Below are 16,646 nucleotides of genomic sequence, written 5' to 3' on the forward strand. Positions count from 1 at the left end.
AATCCTACTGACGAAACGGTGCAAAATTCACATTGGTTCCGGCCGGACGCATGTCCTGCAGATACGAATCCTTGTCCGCACTTAATTCCAGGCTCAGCGCCGCCTTGCGTTTGCCTTCGTTGCGAATCACCAGGCCCTCGAGCTTTTCGCGCAGGAACACCGTCGGCACTTTCAGGTGCAGCAACTCATCGGTCGCCGGGGTGTGCAGCAGCAAGTGAATCCACTCGTACTGACCGATGGCCAAGCGCGACACCGGCAGGTCGAACCACCAGATATTGCGGTTACGGTTCAGTTCGGCGAAGTGGCAGTTGTTGGTGCCGAGCACGGCGCCGCCCAGTTCCTGGTTGCGACGGGCGATGGCCTGGGTTTTATTGAGCTTCATGACATTCCTGCGAATCGGTGTGCCGGGCTCAGCGCCCGTAGGCTGAGCATTCTCCGGGCAACGCCGGCAAACATAAAGCGCAACCTGCATGCCACGACGAAATGCCGGCAAAATAAATGAAACTCGGCGCAAAGCGCACCGGTCAATCGTTACGTAATGACTTTTCTTCCCTTTATGCTTCACGGAGAAACACCATGAGTAGCACAGGCGATAAAGTAAAAGGCATGGCCAACGAAGCCGTCGGCAACGTTAAACAAGGTGTCGGCAAAGCTACTGACAACGACAAACTGCGCGCTGAAGGAAAAGTCCAAGAGAAAAAAGGCGAAGCCCAGCAAGCGGTCGGCAACGCCAAGGACGCTGTGAAAAAAGGCGTCGACAAGGCGTAAGCGAGCCTTGAACGAATCACACGAGCGGCCATCCAAGGATGGCCGTTTTTGTATCAGAACCCTGCGGTCATCCGCCGAAGGATCGTAAAACAGGCTACCTTGAGGTAAAAAACGGCCCCTGAGTCGCCACGACTTCAACCTTTTGCGGCGCAAGGAGACGCGAATGATATTTCCGGACATGAAAGGTCTGCCCCTGCACCGGGTGATGGTGCGCACGGTCACTGAATTCGTCGATGACGAAATGTCGACCTACGCCTCGGCACTGGCCTACCAGATGCTGTTCTCGCTGTTTCCGTTCATTCTTTTCCTGATCGCGCTGATCGGTTTCCTGCACCTGCCGGATTTCTTCTCCTGGCTGCGCCTGCAATCCGAGCTGGTGCTGCCGCCGCAGGCGCTGGAGCAGGTCAACCCGGTGATCGACCAGTTGCAGCAATCCAAGGGTGGCCTGCTATCCATCGGTATTGTTATTGCCCTGTACACCGCGTCCGCCGGCGTGCGCCTGATGATGAGCGCAATGAACGCCGCTTACGACGTGGTCGAAGGCCGGCCGGTCTGGAAGCGTTTTCCGCTGTCGATCGTCTACACCGTCGGCATTGCCGGCATGCTGCTGATCGCCGCCGCGCTGATGGTGCTTGGGCCGCAGGTGATGGGCTGGATTGCCGCACAAGTGGGGCTGGAATACTTCATCGTTACAGTGTGGACGATTGCCCGCTGGCCGGTGATCGTGATTCTGATGATGGTCGCGGTGGCGCTGATCTATTACGTAATGCCCGACGTCAAACAGGAATTCCGTTTCATCACCCCGGGTTCAGTCCTGGCCGTGGTGGTGTGGATCCTCGCCTCGTTGGGGTTTGCCTTCTACGTGAAGACCTTCGCCAACTACAACGCGATGTATGGCAGCATCGGGGCGATCATCGTGCTCTTGCTGTATTTCTACATTTCTTCTGCAGTCCTGTTGCTCGGCGCAGAGATGAACGCGGTGATCGAGCACATGTCCGCCGAAGGCAAGGAAAAGGGCGAAAAAGCCCCTGGCGAGCCTGACGAATCCCCCAAACAACACGTCTCGGGCCTGGGCCGCGATCATTCGCTCAAGCCGGACACTGACGAAGCGCGACCATGATCCGTGAAATTCTGAAAATGGGCGACGAGCGCCTGCTGCGCATCGCGCCGCCGGTACCGCCGGAAATGTTCAACAGCGCCGAGCTCTGGCAATTGATCGATGACATGTTCCAGACCATGGAGAGCGTCGGCGGCGTTGGCTTGGCGGCGCCGCAGATCGGCGTCGACCTGCAACTGGTGATCTTCGGCTTCGAACACAGCGAGCGTTACCCGGATGCTGAAGCAGTGCCGCAGACGATTCTGATCAATCCGCTGATCACGCCGTTGAATCCGCTGATGGAAGAGGGCTTCGAAGGCTGCCTGTCGGTGCCGGGCCTGCGCGGTGCGGTGGATCGCTATCAGCAGATCCGCTACGAAGGCTTTGATCCCAAGGGCGAGCCGATCGTGCGCGTGGCCTCGGGGTTTCATGCGCGAGTGGTGCAGCATGAATGCGATCACCTGATCGGCCGGCTGTACCCGTCGCGGATTACCGACTTCAGCAAGTTCGGCTTTACCGAAGTGCTGTTTCCGGACCTTGATCCCAACGCTGACGACTGATTGTCAGAACACCATCAACCCCAGTGGGAGCGAGCCTGCTCGCGAACGCGGAGTATCAGAACCAAATTCGGCGCTGACACACCGCATTCGCGAGCAGGCTCGCTCCCACAGGGTTTCAGCGTAAATCTGCGGGATTGAGCCCCATCGCAATCATCGGCTTGCTCCGCGCATACCGGCTCAACCGCTCGGCCATCGCCTGCGGCAGCGGCGGATCGAAGCTGAACCCACGCCGCTCATAAAACCCGCGCAAATCCGGATGGCAAAACAGCCACACCGGCTCCTCCACTTGGGCCACCGCCGCCGCGATCAACTGCGCAGCGACGCCCTGCTCACGACACTGCGGATCAACAAACAACCCCGTCAGCCAATGCCCGCCCGCTACCGGACGCAGGCACAGCGCCGCTACAATCTCGCCGCGCTTTGCGACCCACAGCTGCGCCTCGCGCACGGCTTTCATCGACGACTGGTGGCTGCGGTAGAACTTGTTCATCAACGGCCACAACGATTCGTCGAGCTGGCTGTAGTGGATATCGGACATGGTTCGGGCTGTCGCTGCGAAAAGCGCCGATTATAAAAGAACGCGCGCTTGGGGATAGGTGTATACCTGAACTCACATCCCTGTGAGTGGAGTACCGATCATGTCCAAAGGTATGGATTCAAAGAAAGCCGCGAAGAAGAAACCGGCCAAGACTGCGATTGAAAAACGTGCCGAGAAGAAAGCCAAGAAGGTCGACATCTTCGGCCATTGAGCAAACCTTGCGGGAGCCTGGTTCGCGGGCTTCCGCTTCGCTGGCGAAAACGTCCGTTTTCACCACACTGTTTCCCGCGCTGAACCGTTTCTTGTGCAAAAAGTGCCAGATGCTGGCCGACTAGTGGCCTTGCGCCCGGCGTCGGGATGGCTATGCTTTGCAGGTAACTAACCATGTCGACCGTCATGCCAACAGGGCGACGGTACCAGGTTGGTCCGTGATTCATGCTGCCAGAGTGCGCAATCCAAGGCACCGACACTGAACCAAAAAGGAGCGTCATCTAAATGGAAGTTCTTCTACGCGTTAGGGCTGGCCCGCTTGCGGGCTATCAAGAAAAGGATGTCTTGATCAGAGCGTTGCTGCAGGGACCCTCCGATTGATCATCATTTATCACCTGACAACTTCCTCCCGTGGAGGAAGGCGTGTGCCTGTTCTGTGGAACGTAGTGATGGATCTTGCAAGACCTGAACTTTCATCAAATCAAAAGAACGCGCGGAAGGTGATACAACCATGTTCAACCTACATCACAAGGCTGACCTGCGGGAAATCGAACGCTTCAGCTGTGCGCTGACCGAGGCCAACGCGAAAATAGAGGCAATCAGCCGCTCGATGGCGATGATCGAGTTCACTCCGGACGGCATCGTTCTCGACGCCAACGAGAACTTCTGCAAGACCATGGGCTACAGCGCCGAAGAAGTGCGCGGCAAACACCATCGGATCTTTTGTGAAGAAAGCTTTTATCGCAGCGAGGACTACGCAAAGTTGTGGCGCGACCTGGCACGTGGTGAACCGCTCAGCGGCACTTTTCTGCGCCTGAACAAGAGTGGCCGGGAGATCTGGCTTGAAGCCAGTTACATGCCGGTGTTCGGGCCCGACAAACAGGTCAGGAGTGTGATCAAGGTGGCGGCGGACATCACCGCGCGCATCAACAAGGAACATGAAGAAGAAGCCATGCTCGCGGCGATCGGCCGTTCCATGGCGGTGATCGAGTTCACTCCCGAAGGCCATGTCATCCGCGCCAACGACAACTTTCTGCAGACCATGCAGTATGCACATCATGAAATTGTCGGCCAGCACCACAGCCTGTTCTGTCACCGTGCCGAAGCCGAATCCGCGCAGTACAAGGCGTTCTGGGCTTCGCTCAATCGCGGCGAATATCACTCGCACCGTTTCGAGCGCAAAAACAAGTCCGGGCAGATGGTTTACCTGGAAGCCTCGTACAACCCGCTGTTCGATGCCAAGGGCCGATTGTACAAAGTGGTCAAGTTCGCCAGTGACATCACCAAGCAGATGACCACCCTGCAGAACGCTGCGGAATCGGCCCACAGCACCTCGGTACAAAACGACGCCTGCGCGCAGAAAGGCTCACAAGTGGTGCAGGAGACCGTGCAGATCATCCAGGACATTTCCCGCGACCTGAACGAAGCGGCGGTGAGCATCGATGCGGTAAGCAAACAGTCGGACATCATCGGCAGCATCGTCCAGACCATTCGCGGCATTGCCGATCAGACCAACCTGCTGGCGCTCAACGCGGCGATTGAAGCCGCGCGGGCCGGTGAGCATGGACGCGGTTTTGCCGTCGTCGCCGATGAGGTGCGCAGCCTCGCCGCGCGGACCAGTCAGGCCACTCTGGAAATTGTCGACGTGGTGCGCAAGAACCACGACCTGTCGCTGAGCGCGGTATCGAGCATGCAGTCGAGCCTGAGCCGAACCGGGTTGGGCGTGGAGCTGGCGAACGAGGCGGGCGAGGTGATCCTCGAGATTCAGCAGGGCTCGCGGCATGTGGTGGATGCGATCAGCCAGTTCAATGAAACCCTGCAATTGAACTGAGCTTTTTCAACATCACCAATAACCAATGTGGGAGCGAGCCTGCTCGCGAAAGCGTTATGTCAGCCAGTACATGCCTTCTGACACGACGCCTTCGCGAGCAGGCTCGCTCCCACAGTTGAGTCATGTGTTGGCCTTTCAACGATGGGCAATATTTTCCAACGCCAGATTACGCGTTCGTGGGCCGAACCAGCCGATGGTCAGCATCACGATCAGCATGCTGCTGACGATAAAAGCCAGTACCCCCGGCGTGCCGAAATTATCCAGAAACATGCCGATCAGCAGACTGCTGAAAACCGTCGACAAACGACTGAACGAATAGCAGAACCCGACCGCGCGGGCGCGGATGTTGGTGGGGAACAGTTCGCTCTGGTAGGAGTGATAACTGAAGCTCAGCCAGGCGTTGCAGAAGGTGATCATTACCCCGCAGAAAATCAGCCCGAACGCGCTGCTCTGCAGGGCGAACAGGGTGCCGAAGGTCATCGCGCCGAGGGCCGAGCCGACGATCTGCCATTTGTTTTCGAAGCGGTTGGCGAACTTCACGAACAGCAACGGCCCGAGCGGGTAGGCGAGGGTGATGATGAAGGCGTACATCAGACTGTGGGTGACGCTCACGCCTTGCCCCGAAAGCAGCGCCGGCAACCAGTTGCCGAAACCGAAGAAACCGATCGCCTGAAAGATGTGGAAGACGATCAACATCAATGCGCGGCGGCGGTACGGCGGCTGCCAGATATCGGCGAAACGGCCCTTGCCTTCGACATCGACTGACACCGGTTCCGGCGCATCCAGCGCTTTGCCGTAATCCTTGGCGCAGCGCGCTTCGAGATGGTCGAGGATCCGGTTGGCCTCATCAAAGCGACCATGCTGCGCCAGCCAGCGCGGCGATTCCGGCAGACGCTTGCGCAGCCACCAGATAAACAGCGCAAACACCGCGCTGGCCAACACTACCCAACGCCAGCCGGAAATGCCGAACGGCGCTTGCGGTACCAGCCACCACGACATCAAGGCCACCGCCGGCACCGAGAGGAACTGCACGAAAAACGCAAAGGCGAACGCCGAGCTGCGCATGCGTTTAGGGACCAGTTCCGAGAGGTAAGCGTCGATGGTCACCAGCTCGATACCGAGGCCGATGCCGACCAGAAAGCGCATGCCGATGATGCCCAGCGCCGAGGTCTGAATCCCCATCAGCACTGTCGCCACCGTGTACCAGATCAGCGCGAAGGTGAAGATCGCCCGGCGGCCGAAACGATCCGCCAGCGGACTGAGCAGGCTGGCGCCGAGGAACGTCGCCGAGGCGAACGCCGCCTGATCGGAGAAACCGAACACGCTTTGCTTGCCTGTGGCGAACAAACCGTCGCGAATCAGCCCAGGACTGATGTAGGCGGTCTGGAACAGATCGTAGAGTTCGAAAAATCCGCCGATCGACAGCAGCGCCACCAGACGCCAGATGGTAGCAACGGCGGGCAGCCGATCAATGCGGGCGGAAATTTCGGCGGCGCGTACCGGGTCGATGCCATCACTGAGCGCGGCGGCGGAAGCGTGAGCAGTCATAAGCTGATCCATTTTTTATTGATGGAAAAGCTTAGCCTGCTATCGGTGTTAGCGGATTGTGAATGTCGGCGGTTTAACAGGTTGAACCGCTGATTTCTCGCAATATCTGCTTACGAATTAGCGATTTATGTCGCAGCGGCAGAATCCGGCAGCGCCGAGCTCGGCAGGCCGAAAATGCGGTCGAACAGCCAGTTGAACACGAAGGTGTAGCAAGGAATGAAAATGATCAGCGCCAGATCCAGCAGGAACGCCTGCACCAGACTGATGTTCATCCACCACGCAATCAGCGGAATCAGGAACACGATCAGCGTCAATTGAAAGCCGACCGCATGGGCGATACGCCGTTTGACCGTACGGGTGCGCGAGATCTGGCGACTTTCCCAGCGCTCGAACAATGAGGTGTAGATGAAATTCCAGGTCACGGCGATGCTGGTGATGATCACCGCCAGCGGCCCGGTGCTGCCCGGCGACGTGCCCGAGAGCAACGCCAGACCGAGGGCTGAGAAGGTCATCCCAATCACTTCGTAGAGCGACACGTAGACCAGTTTGCGTTTCACGCCTTGCATGCAGATTTGCCTCTTTCTTGCCGAATGTTGGCCAGCAGGGCTGGCGAAGGCGGCGAAAGATAGCTTCAATAGACCTGACAGAAAAAGTCGGAAGCTTTCAGTTTTATTGATAGGTGAGGCATTTGAATTTCAGCAGCGACAGCATCGAATTATTTCTCGCGGTGATCGAGCGCGGCTCGTTTTCCGCTGCGGCGCGGCAGTTGGGCAAGGTGCCGTCGGCAGTAAGCATGGGCATCGCCAACCTTGAGGCCGAGCTCGGTTATGCGTTGTTTGATCGCAGTCATCGCGAGCCGCAACCCACGGCGATGGCCCAGTCACTGGTGCCCCACGCGCGACTGATCGCCGAGCAGCTCAAGCAGCTGCAAGTGCACGCGGTGGAGCTGTCGCTGGGGCTGGAAAGCAGGTTGTCGATCGGAGTGGTTGCGGACGTTGATCGGCGGCGCTTGCTGGCAGCGATCAAGGTGATTGCCGAGCGGCATCCGTTGCTCGACATCGAAGTGCTGACTGCGCCGCAGGATGATGTGCTGGCGATGTTGCACACTGGCCGGGTCAGCATGTGTCTGGCGTTTGCCGGTTTGAGCGTGAATGCGCTGGAGCGGTTTCAGTTCGTCGGCAGCGAACGCATGATCGCCACGCTGGCGGCGGACAGCCCGTTGTTGCAGGGGCGCGATGTGTTTCTCGAAGATCTGGTGCAGGTGCGGCAGATCATCGTCGCCAGCCGCGACTTGCCGATCAGCGAGACGCGGCCATTGGTGGCTGAATCCTACTGGCGCACGGACAATCTTGAGACGGCAATGGAAATGGTCGAAGCGGGATTGGGCTGGGGTAATTTTCCGCTGTCGGTGGTACAGCCGTGGCTGGACGCGGGACGTTTGAAACGGCTGAATTTTCGCAACATCGAAAATGGCCTGGTGCTGCCGGTGCACGCGGTGTGGCTCAAGAGCCAGCCCTTGCAAAAGGGTGCGCAGGCCCTGGTTGACCTGCTCAGCCATTGAATTTGGTAGAGATCCCCTGTGGGAGCGAGCCTGCTCGCGAAGGCGTCGTGTCGGCTGCATCAATGCTGACTGACCCACCGCTTTCGCGAGCAGGCTCGCTCCCACAAGGGTTGTGTTTCAACTCAGCATTTGTGAAGGGTCAGGTACTCTCGCGCACCTTCAGCTCAAACCCCATATCCTCCACCGGCCGCGCCACTTTGTTACCCGCCATCAACGTCAGCATCTGCTCCGCAGCGCGCCGGCCGATCGCCTCGCGCGGGGTGTTGATGCTGCTCAGGCGCGGCACCATGTGTTCGGACATCGGCAAGTCGTTGAAACCGAGAATCGCCACTTGCTCGGGAATCTTGATGCCGTTACGCAAGGCTTCCAGCAGCGCGCCTTGGGCCAGGTCATCGTTGCCAAAGAAGATCGCATCGACGTCCGGATGCGCCGCCAGCAATTGCAGGAACAGCTCGCCGCCCAAGCCCACCGACGAAGCACGCGGTGTCAGCACTTCCAGATCCGGGTCGTAACGGCCCGCCTTCTGCAACGCCTTGCGGAAACCCTCACCACGCAACAACGTGCGCTGGTCCAGCTGCGCACCAATGTAAGCCAGACGTTTACGCCCGCGAGACAGAAGGTGTTCGGCGGCAGTTTCCCCCGCGCTCAACTGCGAGAAACCCACGCAATTGACTCCTGCAGCACTGTCCAGCTCCATCATGTACACGCAGGGAATGTTGCTGGCCTCGATCATCCGCCGCGAACTTTCCGTGCGATCAAAACCGGTCAGCAAAAAGCCGCGCGGCTGATAAGCCATGTAGTTGCGCAGCAGATTTTCTTCTTCATCGCGCGAGTAGTGGAAGTTGCCGATCAGCACTTCGAAGCCCTTGGGCGTCAGCACCCGATGAATGGCTTCCAGCGTGTCGATGAACAGCAGGTTGGACAGCGATGGCACCAGCACCACCACCGAATGGCTCTGCGCCGAGGCCAAAGCACGGGCGGCAGGGTTGACCACATAGTTGAGTTCGAGCGCGGCTTTCTGCACTTTTTCCACCAGTTCGGTGGCTACCGTGCTCACCCCGCGCAAGGCGCGCGAGGCAGTGATCGGGCTGACGCCGGCCAGGCGGGCTACTTCATTAAGGGTCGGACGGCCGGTGGTGCGGGTATTTTTATCGTTCTTGGGGGAGGTCATCGGGCGGCTTGCCAAACAAAAATCAAGGCACTAAGGTAGCGCTGTCCTGATGCAGCTGCAAATGCGTGAGCGCGGTCCTGCCTGATCAGTGCTCTTTGGCGTTAGGAACAAACCTGCTGCAACCCAAAAAAACGACAAGAAGGCGTCGGCAACTTCTGCCTGTGCACTAGAGTCATAGCTAGCAAAGGTAGCGCTGTCTGCGCGCTGAGGTGTTATATGAGTCATCCCATCACCGCCCTGGTCATCATGGGCGTTGCCGGTTGCGGCAAGACGTGCGTCAGCCAGGCCCTGTGCCAATTGAGCGGCGCCACTGCCATTGAAGGCGATACTTTTCATCCGGCCGCGAACATCGAAAAGATGAGCGCGGGGATCCCCCTGAACGACGAAGACCGCGCTGGCTGGCTTGACAGCCTGTGCGATGAACTGCGTCGCGTCGATGCCCAAGGCCAACGCCCGGTGTTGACCTGCTCCGCCCTTAAACACAGCTATCGCGAACGTCTGCGCAGTGCCTTGCCGGGCCTGGGTTTCGTGTTTCTTGAATTGACCCCGGAAGTCGCCGCCGAGCGTGTATCGCACCGCCCGGGCCACTTCATGCCGGCGACGTTGATCGAAAGCCAGTTCGCCACCCTCGAATCGCCCAAGGGCGAGCCGCTGACTCTGCCGCTCAATGCCTCGATTCACAGCGTCGAAGAGCTGGCCCTGCAGGCTCACGTCTGGTGGCAGGCCAACGGTCTGAAACAGGCGGTATGAGCATGTTGAAAAAGACAGCGCTGTCCTCCCGACTTCTGTTCAACCCGCTTTAATAACAACAACAATCCAGGAGACACCCCCCATGTTTGGCATGTCCCACGAGACGTTCCTGCTGCTCGATGCGGTGGTCACGGTAATCGGCCTGATTATCCTGATCACCAAATTCAAGATTCACCCGTTCATAGCCCTGACCATCGCCGCCGCCTTCCTCGGCCTGACTTCCGGCATGCCGATCAACACCATCATCAAGGCGTTCCAGGACGGCTTTGGTGGCGTGCTCGGTTTTGTCGGCATCATCCTCGCCCTGGGCACCATGCTCGGCAAGATGATGGCCGAATCCGGCGGCGCCGATCAGATTGCCCAGACCCTGATTCGCGCCTTCGGCAAGGACAAAGTCCAGTGGGCAATGATGTTCGCCGCGTTCCTGGTGGGCATCCCGCTGTTCTTCGAAATCGGCTTCGTGCTGCTGATTCCGCTCGTGTTCATCGTTGCGCGCCGCACTGGTGTGTCAATCATCAAGATCGGTATCCCATTACTCGCTGGCCTGTCCGCAGTGCACGGCCTGGTACCGCCGCACCCGGGTCCGCTGCTGGCCATCGGCGTATTCGGCGCTGACATCGGCAAGACCATTCTGTACGGTCTGATCGTCGCACTGCCGACCGCCATCATTGCCGGTCCGATCTTCGGTACCTTCATCGCCAAACACATCCCGGGTCACCCGAATCAGGAGCTGGTCGATCAACTGGCCCGGGAAAACGATTCGGCCAACCTGCCGAGCTTCAGCATCACTCTGGTCACCGTGCTGCTGCCGGTGTTCCTGATGCTGCTGAAAACCTTCGCTGACGTGGCACTGCCGGACGGCAACTTCTTCCGCATCTGGATGGACATGATCGGCCACCCGATCTCCGCACTGCTGCTGGCGCTGCTGTTGTCGCTGTACACCTTCGGCTACAAGCAGGGCATCGGTTCCAACCAGATGCTCAAGTGGCTCGACGCGAGTCTGGCGCCTACCGCTGCGATCATTCTGATCATCGGTGCCGGCGGTGGCTTCAAGCAGATGCTGGTGACCAGCGGCGTGGGTGACGTGATCGGCCACATGGCGGTCAGCGCACAGATCTCGCCGATCCTGCTGGCCTGGCTGGTAGCGGCGGTGATCCGTATCGCAACCGGTTCGGCCACTGTGGCGACCATCACTGGCGCCGGCATTGTGGTGCCGGTTGTCGGCATGATTCCGGGCGTCAACCGTGAGCTGCTGGTGCTGGCCACCGGCGCCGGTTCGCTGATTCTGTCCCACGTCAACGACGCCGGTTTCTGGCTGGTCAAGCAGTACTTCAACATGACCGTGGCCGAAACGTTCAAGACCTGGACGGCGATGGAAACCATCCTCTCGGTGGTCGGCCTGGGCTTTATCCTGCTGCTGTCGCTGTTCGTATAAGCCGCAGTTTGCAGGCACAAAAAAACCGCAGCGATGCGGTTTTTTTGTGTCCTGATTTCACGGTTCACTGAAAGCCATTGTGGGAGCGAGCCTGCTCGCGAAGGCGTCGTGTCAGCTGCATCTATGCTGACTGACCCACCGCTTTCGCGAGCAGGCTCGCTCCCACAGGGGACAGGTGTCAGGCAGGGGATTTCGGATTGAAACCATCCGCGCGGAACATCCCGCGAATCCCGCGCACGGCCTGACGAATCCGATCCTGATTTTCGATCAGGGCAAAGCGCACATGATCATCGCCATATTCACCGAATCCAACCCCCGGCGAGACGCAGACCTTGGCCTCGGCCAGCAGTTTCTTGGCGAACTCCAGCGAACCCAGATGTGCATACGCCAGGGGAATCTTCGCCCAGACGTACATCGACGCTTTCGGATTCTCGACCATCCAGCCCAGCTCATGCAGGCCCTTGACCAGCACGTTGCGCCGCTGGCGATACTGCTCGGCGATATCGCGCACGCATTGCTGATCGCCTTCCAGCGCAGCAATCGCCGCCACTTGCAGCGGGGTGAAGGTGCCGTAGTCGTGGTAGCTCTTGATCCGCGCCAGGGCGCTGACCAGTTCCGGGTTGCCGACCATGAAACCGATGCGCCAGCCGGCCATGTTGTAGCTCTTGGACAGGGTGAAAAACTCCACCGCAATGTCCTTGGCCCCGGGCACCTGCATGATCGACGGCGCTTTCCAGCCGTCGTAGACGATGTCGGCGTACGCCAGGTCGTGGATGACCAACACGTCGTATTGCTTGGCCAGGGCGATCACCCGCTCGAAGAAATCCAGCTCCACGCACTGCGCGGTCGGGTTCGACGGGAAGCCAAGGATCATCATTTTCGGCTTGGGGATCGAGCCGCGAATGGCGCGCTCCAGCTCATCGAAGAAATCCACCCCCGGCACCAGCGGCACCGAACGCACCTGAGCGCCGGCAATCACTGCGCCGTAGATGTGAATCGGATAGCTCGGGTTCGGCACCAGCACGGTGTCACCCTGATCGAGGGTTGCCAGCATCAAATGCGCCAGGCCTTCCTTGGAGCCGATGGTGACAATGGCTTCGCTTTCCGGGTCGATATCGACTTCGTAGCGCTGCTTGTACCAGTTGGAAATTGCCCGGCGCAGGCGCGGAATGCCTTTGGACGTCGAGTAACCGTGGGTGTCTTCACGTTGGGCAACTTGGACGAGTTTTTCGACAATGTGCGGCGGTGTGGCGCCGTCGGGATTGCCCATGCTCAGGTCGATGATGTCTTCACCACGGCGGCGAGCGGCCATTTTCAGCTCGGCGGTGATGTTGAACACGTAAGGGGGGAGTCGATCTATGCGCGCAAAGCGGCGCGGCGAACCTTGTTCGGCCATTGTTGCCTCGGATAACGTAAGCGCCCGGAACCGTCCGAGCGACGCTGGTCACTGCGGTGACCTGTGGCGGAAGATAAGGGCAGTGATGGCATACTGTCCAGCGCGCTTGTAAACATTTTTTTCAAGGAAAATCGGTCAATGGAATTCACCAGCGGCTTCTTGCTGAGCCTTTCGCTGTGCCTGGATATCGGCGTAGCCAACATCGCGATGATCACCCTGGCCATGCAGCGCGGCTACTTTCAGGGCTTCGCCCTGGGCCTGGGCACTTGCGTCGGTGACCTGATCTACGCGGTGCTGGCACTGGCCGGCATGACCGTTCTGCTGCAATACGAAAGCGTGCGCTGGGTGCTATGGATTGGCGGTTCGGCGCTGCTGATCTACTTCGCGGCGAAGATGATTTATTCGGCAATTCACCACGAAGCGCTGCTGGCGGAAACGGCGGAAGTGGGGCAGAACTCCCATCGCAAGGAATTCTTTCGCGGCATCTTCCTCGCCATGTCGTCGCCGAGTGCGATTCTCTGGTTTGCTGCGGTTGGCGGCACGTTGATCGCCCGATCCGGTGGCGGTGGTCCGTTGAGTTCGGCACTGTTTCTCGGTGGTTTTCTCTGCGCCGGGCTGCTGTGGTCGGCCGGTCTGTGCTTCGCGGCAAGCCACGGCGGCAAACTGCTGGGCGACAAGCTTCTGCGCTACTCCTATCTGGCATCGGCGGCGATCTTCTGCTATTTCGCGGTGTACGTGATTGTTTCTGGTTACAACGAGTTTGTCGGCTCGGGCGCCGTCGAGCAGTTGCACTCGCTGTAAACGTGCGAAACGGGTCGGGCTTTCTATACTCCCAGCCGAATCCACTTTTCCGTTCTGAGGAGTCGCGTCATGGATGAACAACTACGCGTCGAGATAGCCGAGCCTCGCTTCGAACACGGGCAATTTCTGCTGATTGCCGGTTTCGGCGGGCGATTCACTCAGGAGACCACCGAAGACATTCCCGCGTTGTGGGAAAAACTGATCCCGCACTTGGGAAAAATCCCCGCACAAGTCAATGAAGTGACCTACGGCGTTTGCTGCAATGCGGATGGCGAGGGCGGTTTCGAATACATCGCCGGGGTGCAGATCGACAAGCTCGACGACCTGCCGGAAAAGTACCGCTGGGTTGAAATCCAGCCGCAGAAATATGCGGTGTTTGAGCACAAAGGGCCACTGGCGCAACTCCCTGACACCTTCCAGTACATCTGGAACACTTGGCTGCCGCAGTCCGGCCACGATGCGGCGGACGCCCCGGAATTCGAGCGCTACAGCGAGGATTACAACCCGAAACTCAATACCGGCACGCTGGAGATCTGGCTGCCGATCAAGGCCTGAGCGGCGTAACAATCGAGGCGGAGCATGTCCGCCCCGTTGGTTCTGCATTATGCTGGCGGGCCTTGTTTCCACAGATTTTTGAGCTGCCATGAACACCGTGATCCGCAACGTCAGCGCCGCCGACCTCGACCGCTGCTACGCCATCGAAACCGTCGCCTATGAAGGCGACGAAGCCGCCACCCGCGAAAAGATCGCCACGCGCATCGCCACCTGGCCGGACGGCTTCATCGTCGCCGAGGTGGACGGTGTGGTCGCCGGTTTCATCAATTCCGGCGCGGCGTTCGACGTGCAGATGTCCGACGAAGCCTTCAAGGAGCTGATCGGCCACGACCCGAAAGGGCCGAACGTGGTGATCATGTCGGTGGTGGTGCACCCGGATTACCAAGGGCAGGGCCTGGCCAAGCGCCTGCTCGGCGAATTCATCGAACGCATGCGCGCCATGGACAAAGCGACGATTCACCTGATGTGCAAAGAGCAGCACATTGTGCTGTATGCCGGCTTTGGCTTTGCCTACATCAAACCGTCGGAGTCGGATCACGGCGGGATGGCATGGCACGAAATGATCCTGACCCTCTGAACTTCAATCAAAACTGTGGGAGCGAGCCTGCTCGCGAAAGCGGTATTTCAGCTAAGCAAGTGTCGACTGACACGACGCCTTCGCGAGCAGGCTCGCTCCCACAGGGTTTTGAGGTGTCTGTAGTTGCGCGGTTAGTAAAGGCTTTCACGCACCCGTTTCGGCGCTTCCCGATCGTAGGTGTCGGCGTCGAACTGGCCGTCATTCAGGCGCTTGTGAAATGCGCCAGCAGATGGCAAGGCCGAGCGCGGCAGGTGCGTTTCGGGATTCCACGCATCCGAGCGGACAAAGGCTTTCGAGCAGTGAAAAAAAGCCGCGTCCACCGTCACCAGCAACACAGTTTTCGCCGGTTTGCCATTCACCGCGAAACTCCCCAGCAACGCTGGTTCATCGCTGATCAGGGCCGTGCCATTGACCCGCAATGTTTCGCCGATCCCGGGAATGATGAACAGCAGCGACACCCGCGAATCGTGCAGCACATTGCGCAAGGTATCGATGCGGTTGTTGCCCGGGCGATCCGGCAGGGCCAACGTGTTTTGATCAATGATCCGAACAAACCCCGGCGCATCACCGCGCGGCGAGTTATCGAGGCCATCGGTCCCCACCGAGCTGACGATCACTAGCGGCGACAGGCGCACCATCGCCTGATAATCCTCGTTGAGAAAGCCGATCTGCTTGCGCACGGCGCGTTCGTGGGGCCGGCCGTAAATGGCCTCCAATGCTTCTATCGAATCGATCATCGTTTATCCCTCTACGATTTAAAAAAACAGGCCCATCCGCCGCTCGTACCCAATCCGGCCCTTGTACGCTTCGCCGCTGTCGACGTAGCCATGCCTGGCATACAGCGCAATCGCCGCCTCGTTATCAGCGTCCACCGACAATTCCAGCCCCTTGATCTCCGGCCACGCCTCGCGGGCGACAGCGGGCAGCGCTTGCAGGCAAGCCTTGCCGTAACCCTTGCCCTGCGCGCGCCGATCGACCTGCAGAGCATGCAATGTGGCGCTGTGTTCGTCGGCCCAGTCGGGCAACACCGGCGGGCGCTTGAGCAGCAGAAACGCCACCGGTACGTCGTCCGCCAGCAGGGCAAAACCCTTTACGCCGGGGCCGGGTTTCGACAGCAGGGTGTGCAGGGCACCGTGGATGTCGCCGGAGAACTTGATCTGCTCGGGGTGAATTTCAATCGCCTCGACTTGCTCACGCTGCTGCGCGTTCAGGCTGTCGTACGGCACGAGTTGGGCTGACACGGGAATTTCCTTTTTCCTACAAGGATTGAAGCTCGGATTCTAGCGACATTGTTGTCGGCGAAATTTTTTTGTTTGCCCTGTCGATCTGCGCAAAGAGCAAACGACTAAGGGTGTCTTCACAACAAAAACCACGGAGAACACCATGAGCGCACAAAGCGAAATCCAGACTCTGATCAATACCTATCGCGAAGCGGTAATGGCCAAGGACGTCGAAAAAGTCATGGCCCTGTACGCCGACGACATCGTCTCGTTCGACGCGATCAAGGCCCTGCAATTCAAGGGCAAACCGGCCTACCGCGCGCATTGGGTGGACTGCATGCAAATGTGCCCCGGCCCGCACGTTTTCGAGTTTCACGAAATCGCCATAGAAAGCGCCGACAACATCGCTTTCGCCCACTGGGTGGCCAATTGCGGCGGCACCAACGACAAGGGCGAAACCCAGAGTTGCTGGATGCGTGTGACCGCCTGTTATCGGCAGGTCGGCGGGGCGTGGAAGATTGCCCATGAGCACTGGTCGGCACCGTTCGATCCGATGAGCGGCGCGACGCTGTTCGATGTAACCCCCTGATCTTCAGCCATAGTTGATCCGTTCGAATCAGGAGATCGCC

The 16,646-nt window shown here is 59.1% G+C and carries 18 protein-coding genes and 2 pseudogenes; 12 read left to right on the forward strand and 8 right to left on the reverse strand.

The window, feature by feature from the left end:
* Positions 1-4: 4 nt before the first annotated feature.
* On the reverse strand, positions 5-382 hold the full coding sequence (locus KVG85_RS00540; protein ID WP_016775519.1) for a hypothetical protein: 378 nt from the start codon (positions 380-382) through the stop codon (positions 5-7).
* A 194-nt stretch (positions 383-576) separates the two neighbouring features.
* Here KVG85_RS00540 and KVG85_RS00545 point away from each other — a divergent pair, with 194 nt between their 5' ends.
* The 3 genes from KVG85_RS00545 to def all read left to right on the forward strand — a co-directional run bounded on the left by KVG85_RS00545 (position 577) and on the right by def (position 2,424).
* Positions 577-768, forward strand: coding sequence for a CsbD family protein (locus KVG85_RS00545; protein ID WP_042607250.1), 192 nt, complete (start codon positions 577-579; stop codon positions 766-768).
* Between the two features lie 163 nt (positions 769-931).
* Entirely contained in the window at positions 932-1,888 is a 957-nt protein-coding gene (locus KVG85_RS00550) for a YihY/virulence factor BrkB family protein (protein WP_217862711.1), read from the forward strand.
* Positions 1,885-2,424, forward strand: a complete 540-nt coding sequence (gene def / locus KVG85_RS00555; protein ID WP_039758091.1) for a peptide deformylase — start codon at positions 1,885-1,887, stop codon at positions 2,422-2,424. The genes KVG85_RS00550 and def overlap by 4 nt, the downstream gene beginning before the upstream one ends.
* A gap of 115 nt (positions 2,425-2,539) precedes the next feature.
* Here def and KVG85_RS00560 read toward each other — a convergent pair whose 3' ends face one another.
* Positions 2,540-2,962 carry a GNAT family N-acetyltransferase gene (locus KVG85_RS00560; protein WP_217862712.1) on the reverse strand — a complete coding sequence of 141 codons (423 nt, stop codon included), beginning with the start codon at positions 2,960-2,962 and terminating at the stop codon, positions 2,540-2,542.
* Positions 2,963-3,788: 826 nt separating this feature from the next.
* On the opposite strand from KVG85_RS00560, the pseudogene KVG85_RS26205 reads away from it, so the two are divergent.
* Both KVG85_RS26205 and KVG85_RS26210 read left to right on the forward strand, forming a co-directional pair.
* Positions 3,789-4,460: pseudogene (locus KVG85_RS26205) on the forward strand (PAS domain-containing protein); the annotation flags it as partial.
* Positions 4,461-4,574: 114 nt separating this feature from the next.
* Positions 4,575-5,003, forward strand: a pseudogene (locus KVG85_RS26210) (methyl-accepting chemotaxis protein); the annotation flags it as partial.
* A gap of 135 nt (positions 5,004-5,138) precedes the next feature.
* Here the strand turns inward: KVG85_RS26210 and KVG85_RS00570 are convergent.
* Both KVG85_RS00570 and KVG85_RS00575 read right to left on the reverse strand, forming a co-directional pair.
* Positions 5,139-6,551 (reverse strand): MFS transporter, encoded by a 1,413-nt coding sequence (locus KVG85_RS00570; RefSeq protein ID WP_217862714.1) that lies wholly within the window; start codon positions 6,549-6,551, stop codon positions 5,139-5,141.
* Positions 6,552-6,676: 125 nt separating this feature from the next.
* A complete protein-coding gene (locus KVG85_RS00575) occupies positions 6,677-7,117 on the reverse strand; it encodes a PACE efflux transporter (protein WP_217862715.1) in 441 nt (146 codons plus the stop codon).
* Positions 7,118-7,239: 122 nt separating this feature from the next.
* On the opposite strand from KVG85_RS00575, the gene KVG85_RS00580 reads away from it, so the two are divergent.
* Positions 7,240-8,112 carry a LysR family transcriptional regulator gene (locus tag KVG85_RS00580; RefSeq protein ID WP_217862716.1) on the forward strand — a complete coding sequence of 291 codons (873 nt, stop codon included), beginning with the start codon at positions 7,240-7,242 and terminating at the stop codon, positions 8,110-8,112.
* A 139-nt stretch (positions 8,113-8,251) separates the two neighbouring features.
* Here the strand turns inward: KVG85_RS00580 and gntR are convergent, their stop codons facing one another.
* Positions 8,252-9,283 (reverse strand): HTH-type transcriptional regulator GntR, encoded by a 1,032-nt coding sequence (gene gntR, locus KVG85_RS00585; RefSeq protein ID WP_024014046.1) that lies wholly within the window; start codon positions 9,281-9,283, stop codon positions 8,252-8,254.
* A 216-nt stretch (positions 9,284-9,499) separates the two neighbouring features.
* Here gntR and KVG85_RS00590 point away from each other — a divergent pair, with 216 nt between their 5' ends.
* Both KVG85_RS00590 and KVG85_RS00595 read left to right on the forward strand, forming a co-directional pair.
* Positions 9,500-10,033: a gluconokinase gene (locus tag KVG85_RS00590; protein ID WP_016773550.1), complete on the forward strand. Its 534-nt coding sequence runs from the start codon at positions 9,500-9,502 to the stop codon at positions 10,031-10,033.
* An 82-nt stretch (positions 10,034-10,115) separates the two neighbouring features.
* Complete coding sequence (locus KVG85_RS00595) at positions 10,116-11,468, forward strand: GntP family permease (RefSeq protein WP_016773551.1); 1,353 nt, start codon at positions 10,116-10,118, stop codon at positions 11,466-11,468.
* A 178-nt stretch (positions 11,469-11,646) separates the two neighbouring features.
* Here the strand turns inward: KVG85_RS00595 and alaC are convergent, their stop codons facing one another.
* A complete protein-coding gene (alaC, locus tag KVG85_RS00600) occupies positions 11,647-12,864 on the reverse strand; it encodes an alanine transaminase (RefSeq protein WP_217862717.1) in 1,218 nt (405 codons plus the stop codon).
* Positions 12,865-13,002: 138 nt separating this feature from the next.
* On the opposite strand from alaC, the gene KVG85_RS00605 reads away from it, so the two are divergent.
* From KVG85_RS00605 to KVG85_RS00615, 3 genes are all read left to right on the forward strand, one after another.
* Positions 13,003-13,665 carry a LysE family translocator gene (locus KVG85_RS00605; RefSeq protein ID WP_186550664.1) on the forward strand — a complete coding sequence of 221 codons (663 nt, stop codon included), beginning with the start codon at positions 13,003-13,005 and terminating at the stop codon, positions 13,663-13,665.
* 69 nt (positions 13,666-13,734) lie between these two features.
* Positions 13,735-14,220: a GyrI-like domain-containing protein gene (locus tag KVG85_RS00610; protein WP_217862718.1), complete on the forward strand. Its 486-nt coding sequence runs from the start codon at positions 13,735-13,737 to the stop codon at positions 14,218-14,220.
* 88 nt (positions 14,221-14,308) lie between these two features.
* Positions 14,309-14,797, forward strand: coding sequence for a GNAT family N-acetyltransferase (locus KVG85_RS00615; RefSeq protein ID WP_217862719.1), 489 nt, complete (start codon positions 14,309-14,311; stop codon positions 14,795-14,797).
* Between the two features lie 131 nt (positions 14,798-14,928).
* Here the strand turns inward: KVG85_RS00615 and KVG85_RS00620 are convergent, their stop codons facing one another.
* A complete protein-coding gene (locus KVG85_RS00620) occupies positions 14,929-15,534 on the reverse strand; it encodes a pyridoxamine 5'-phosphate oxidase family protein (protein ID WP_217862720.1) in 606 nt (201 codons plus the stop codon).
* An 18-nt stretch (positions 15,535-15,552) separates the two neighbouring features.
* Entirely contained in the window at positions 15,553-16,038 is a 486-nt protein-coding gene (locus KVG85_RS00625) for a GNAT family N-acetyltransferase (protein ID WP_217862721.1), read from the reverse strand.
* A 142-nt stretch (positions 16,039-16,180) separates the two neighbouring features.
* On the opposite strand from KVG85_RS00625, the gene KVG85_RS00630 reads away from it, so the two are divergent.
* Positions 16,181-16,606, forward strand: coding sequence for a YybH family protein (locus KVG85_RS00630; protein ID WP_217862722.1), 426 nt, complete (start codon positions 16,181-16,183; stop codon positions 16,604-16,606).
* Positions 16,607-16,646: the final 40 nt, after the last annotated feature.

It is taken from the genome of Pseudomonas triticicola (assembly GCF_019145375.1).
GTDB lineage: Bacteria > Pseudomonadota > Gammaproteobacteria > Pseudomonadales > Pseudomonadaceae > Aquipseudomonas > Aquipseudomonas triticicola.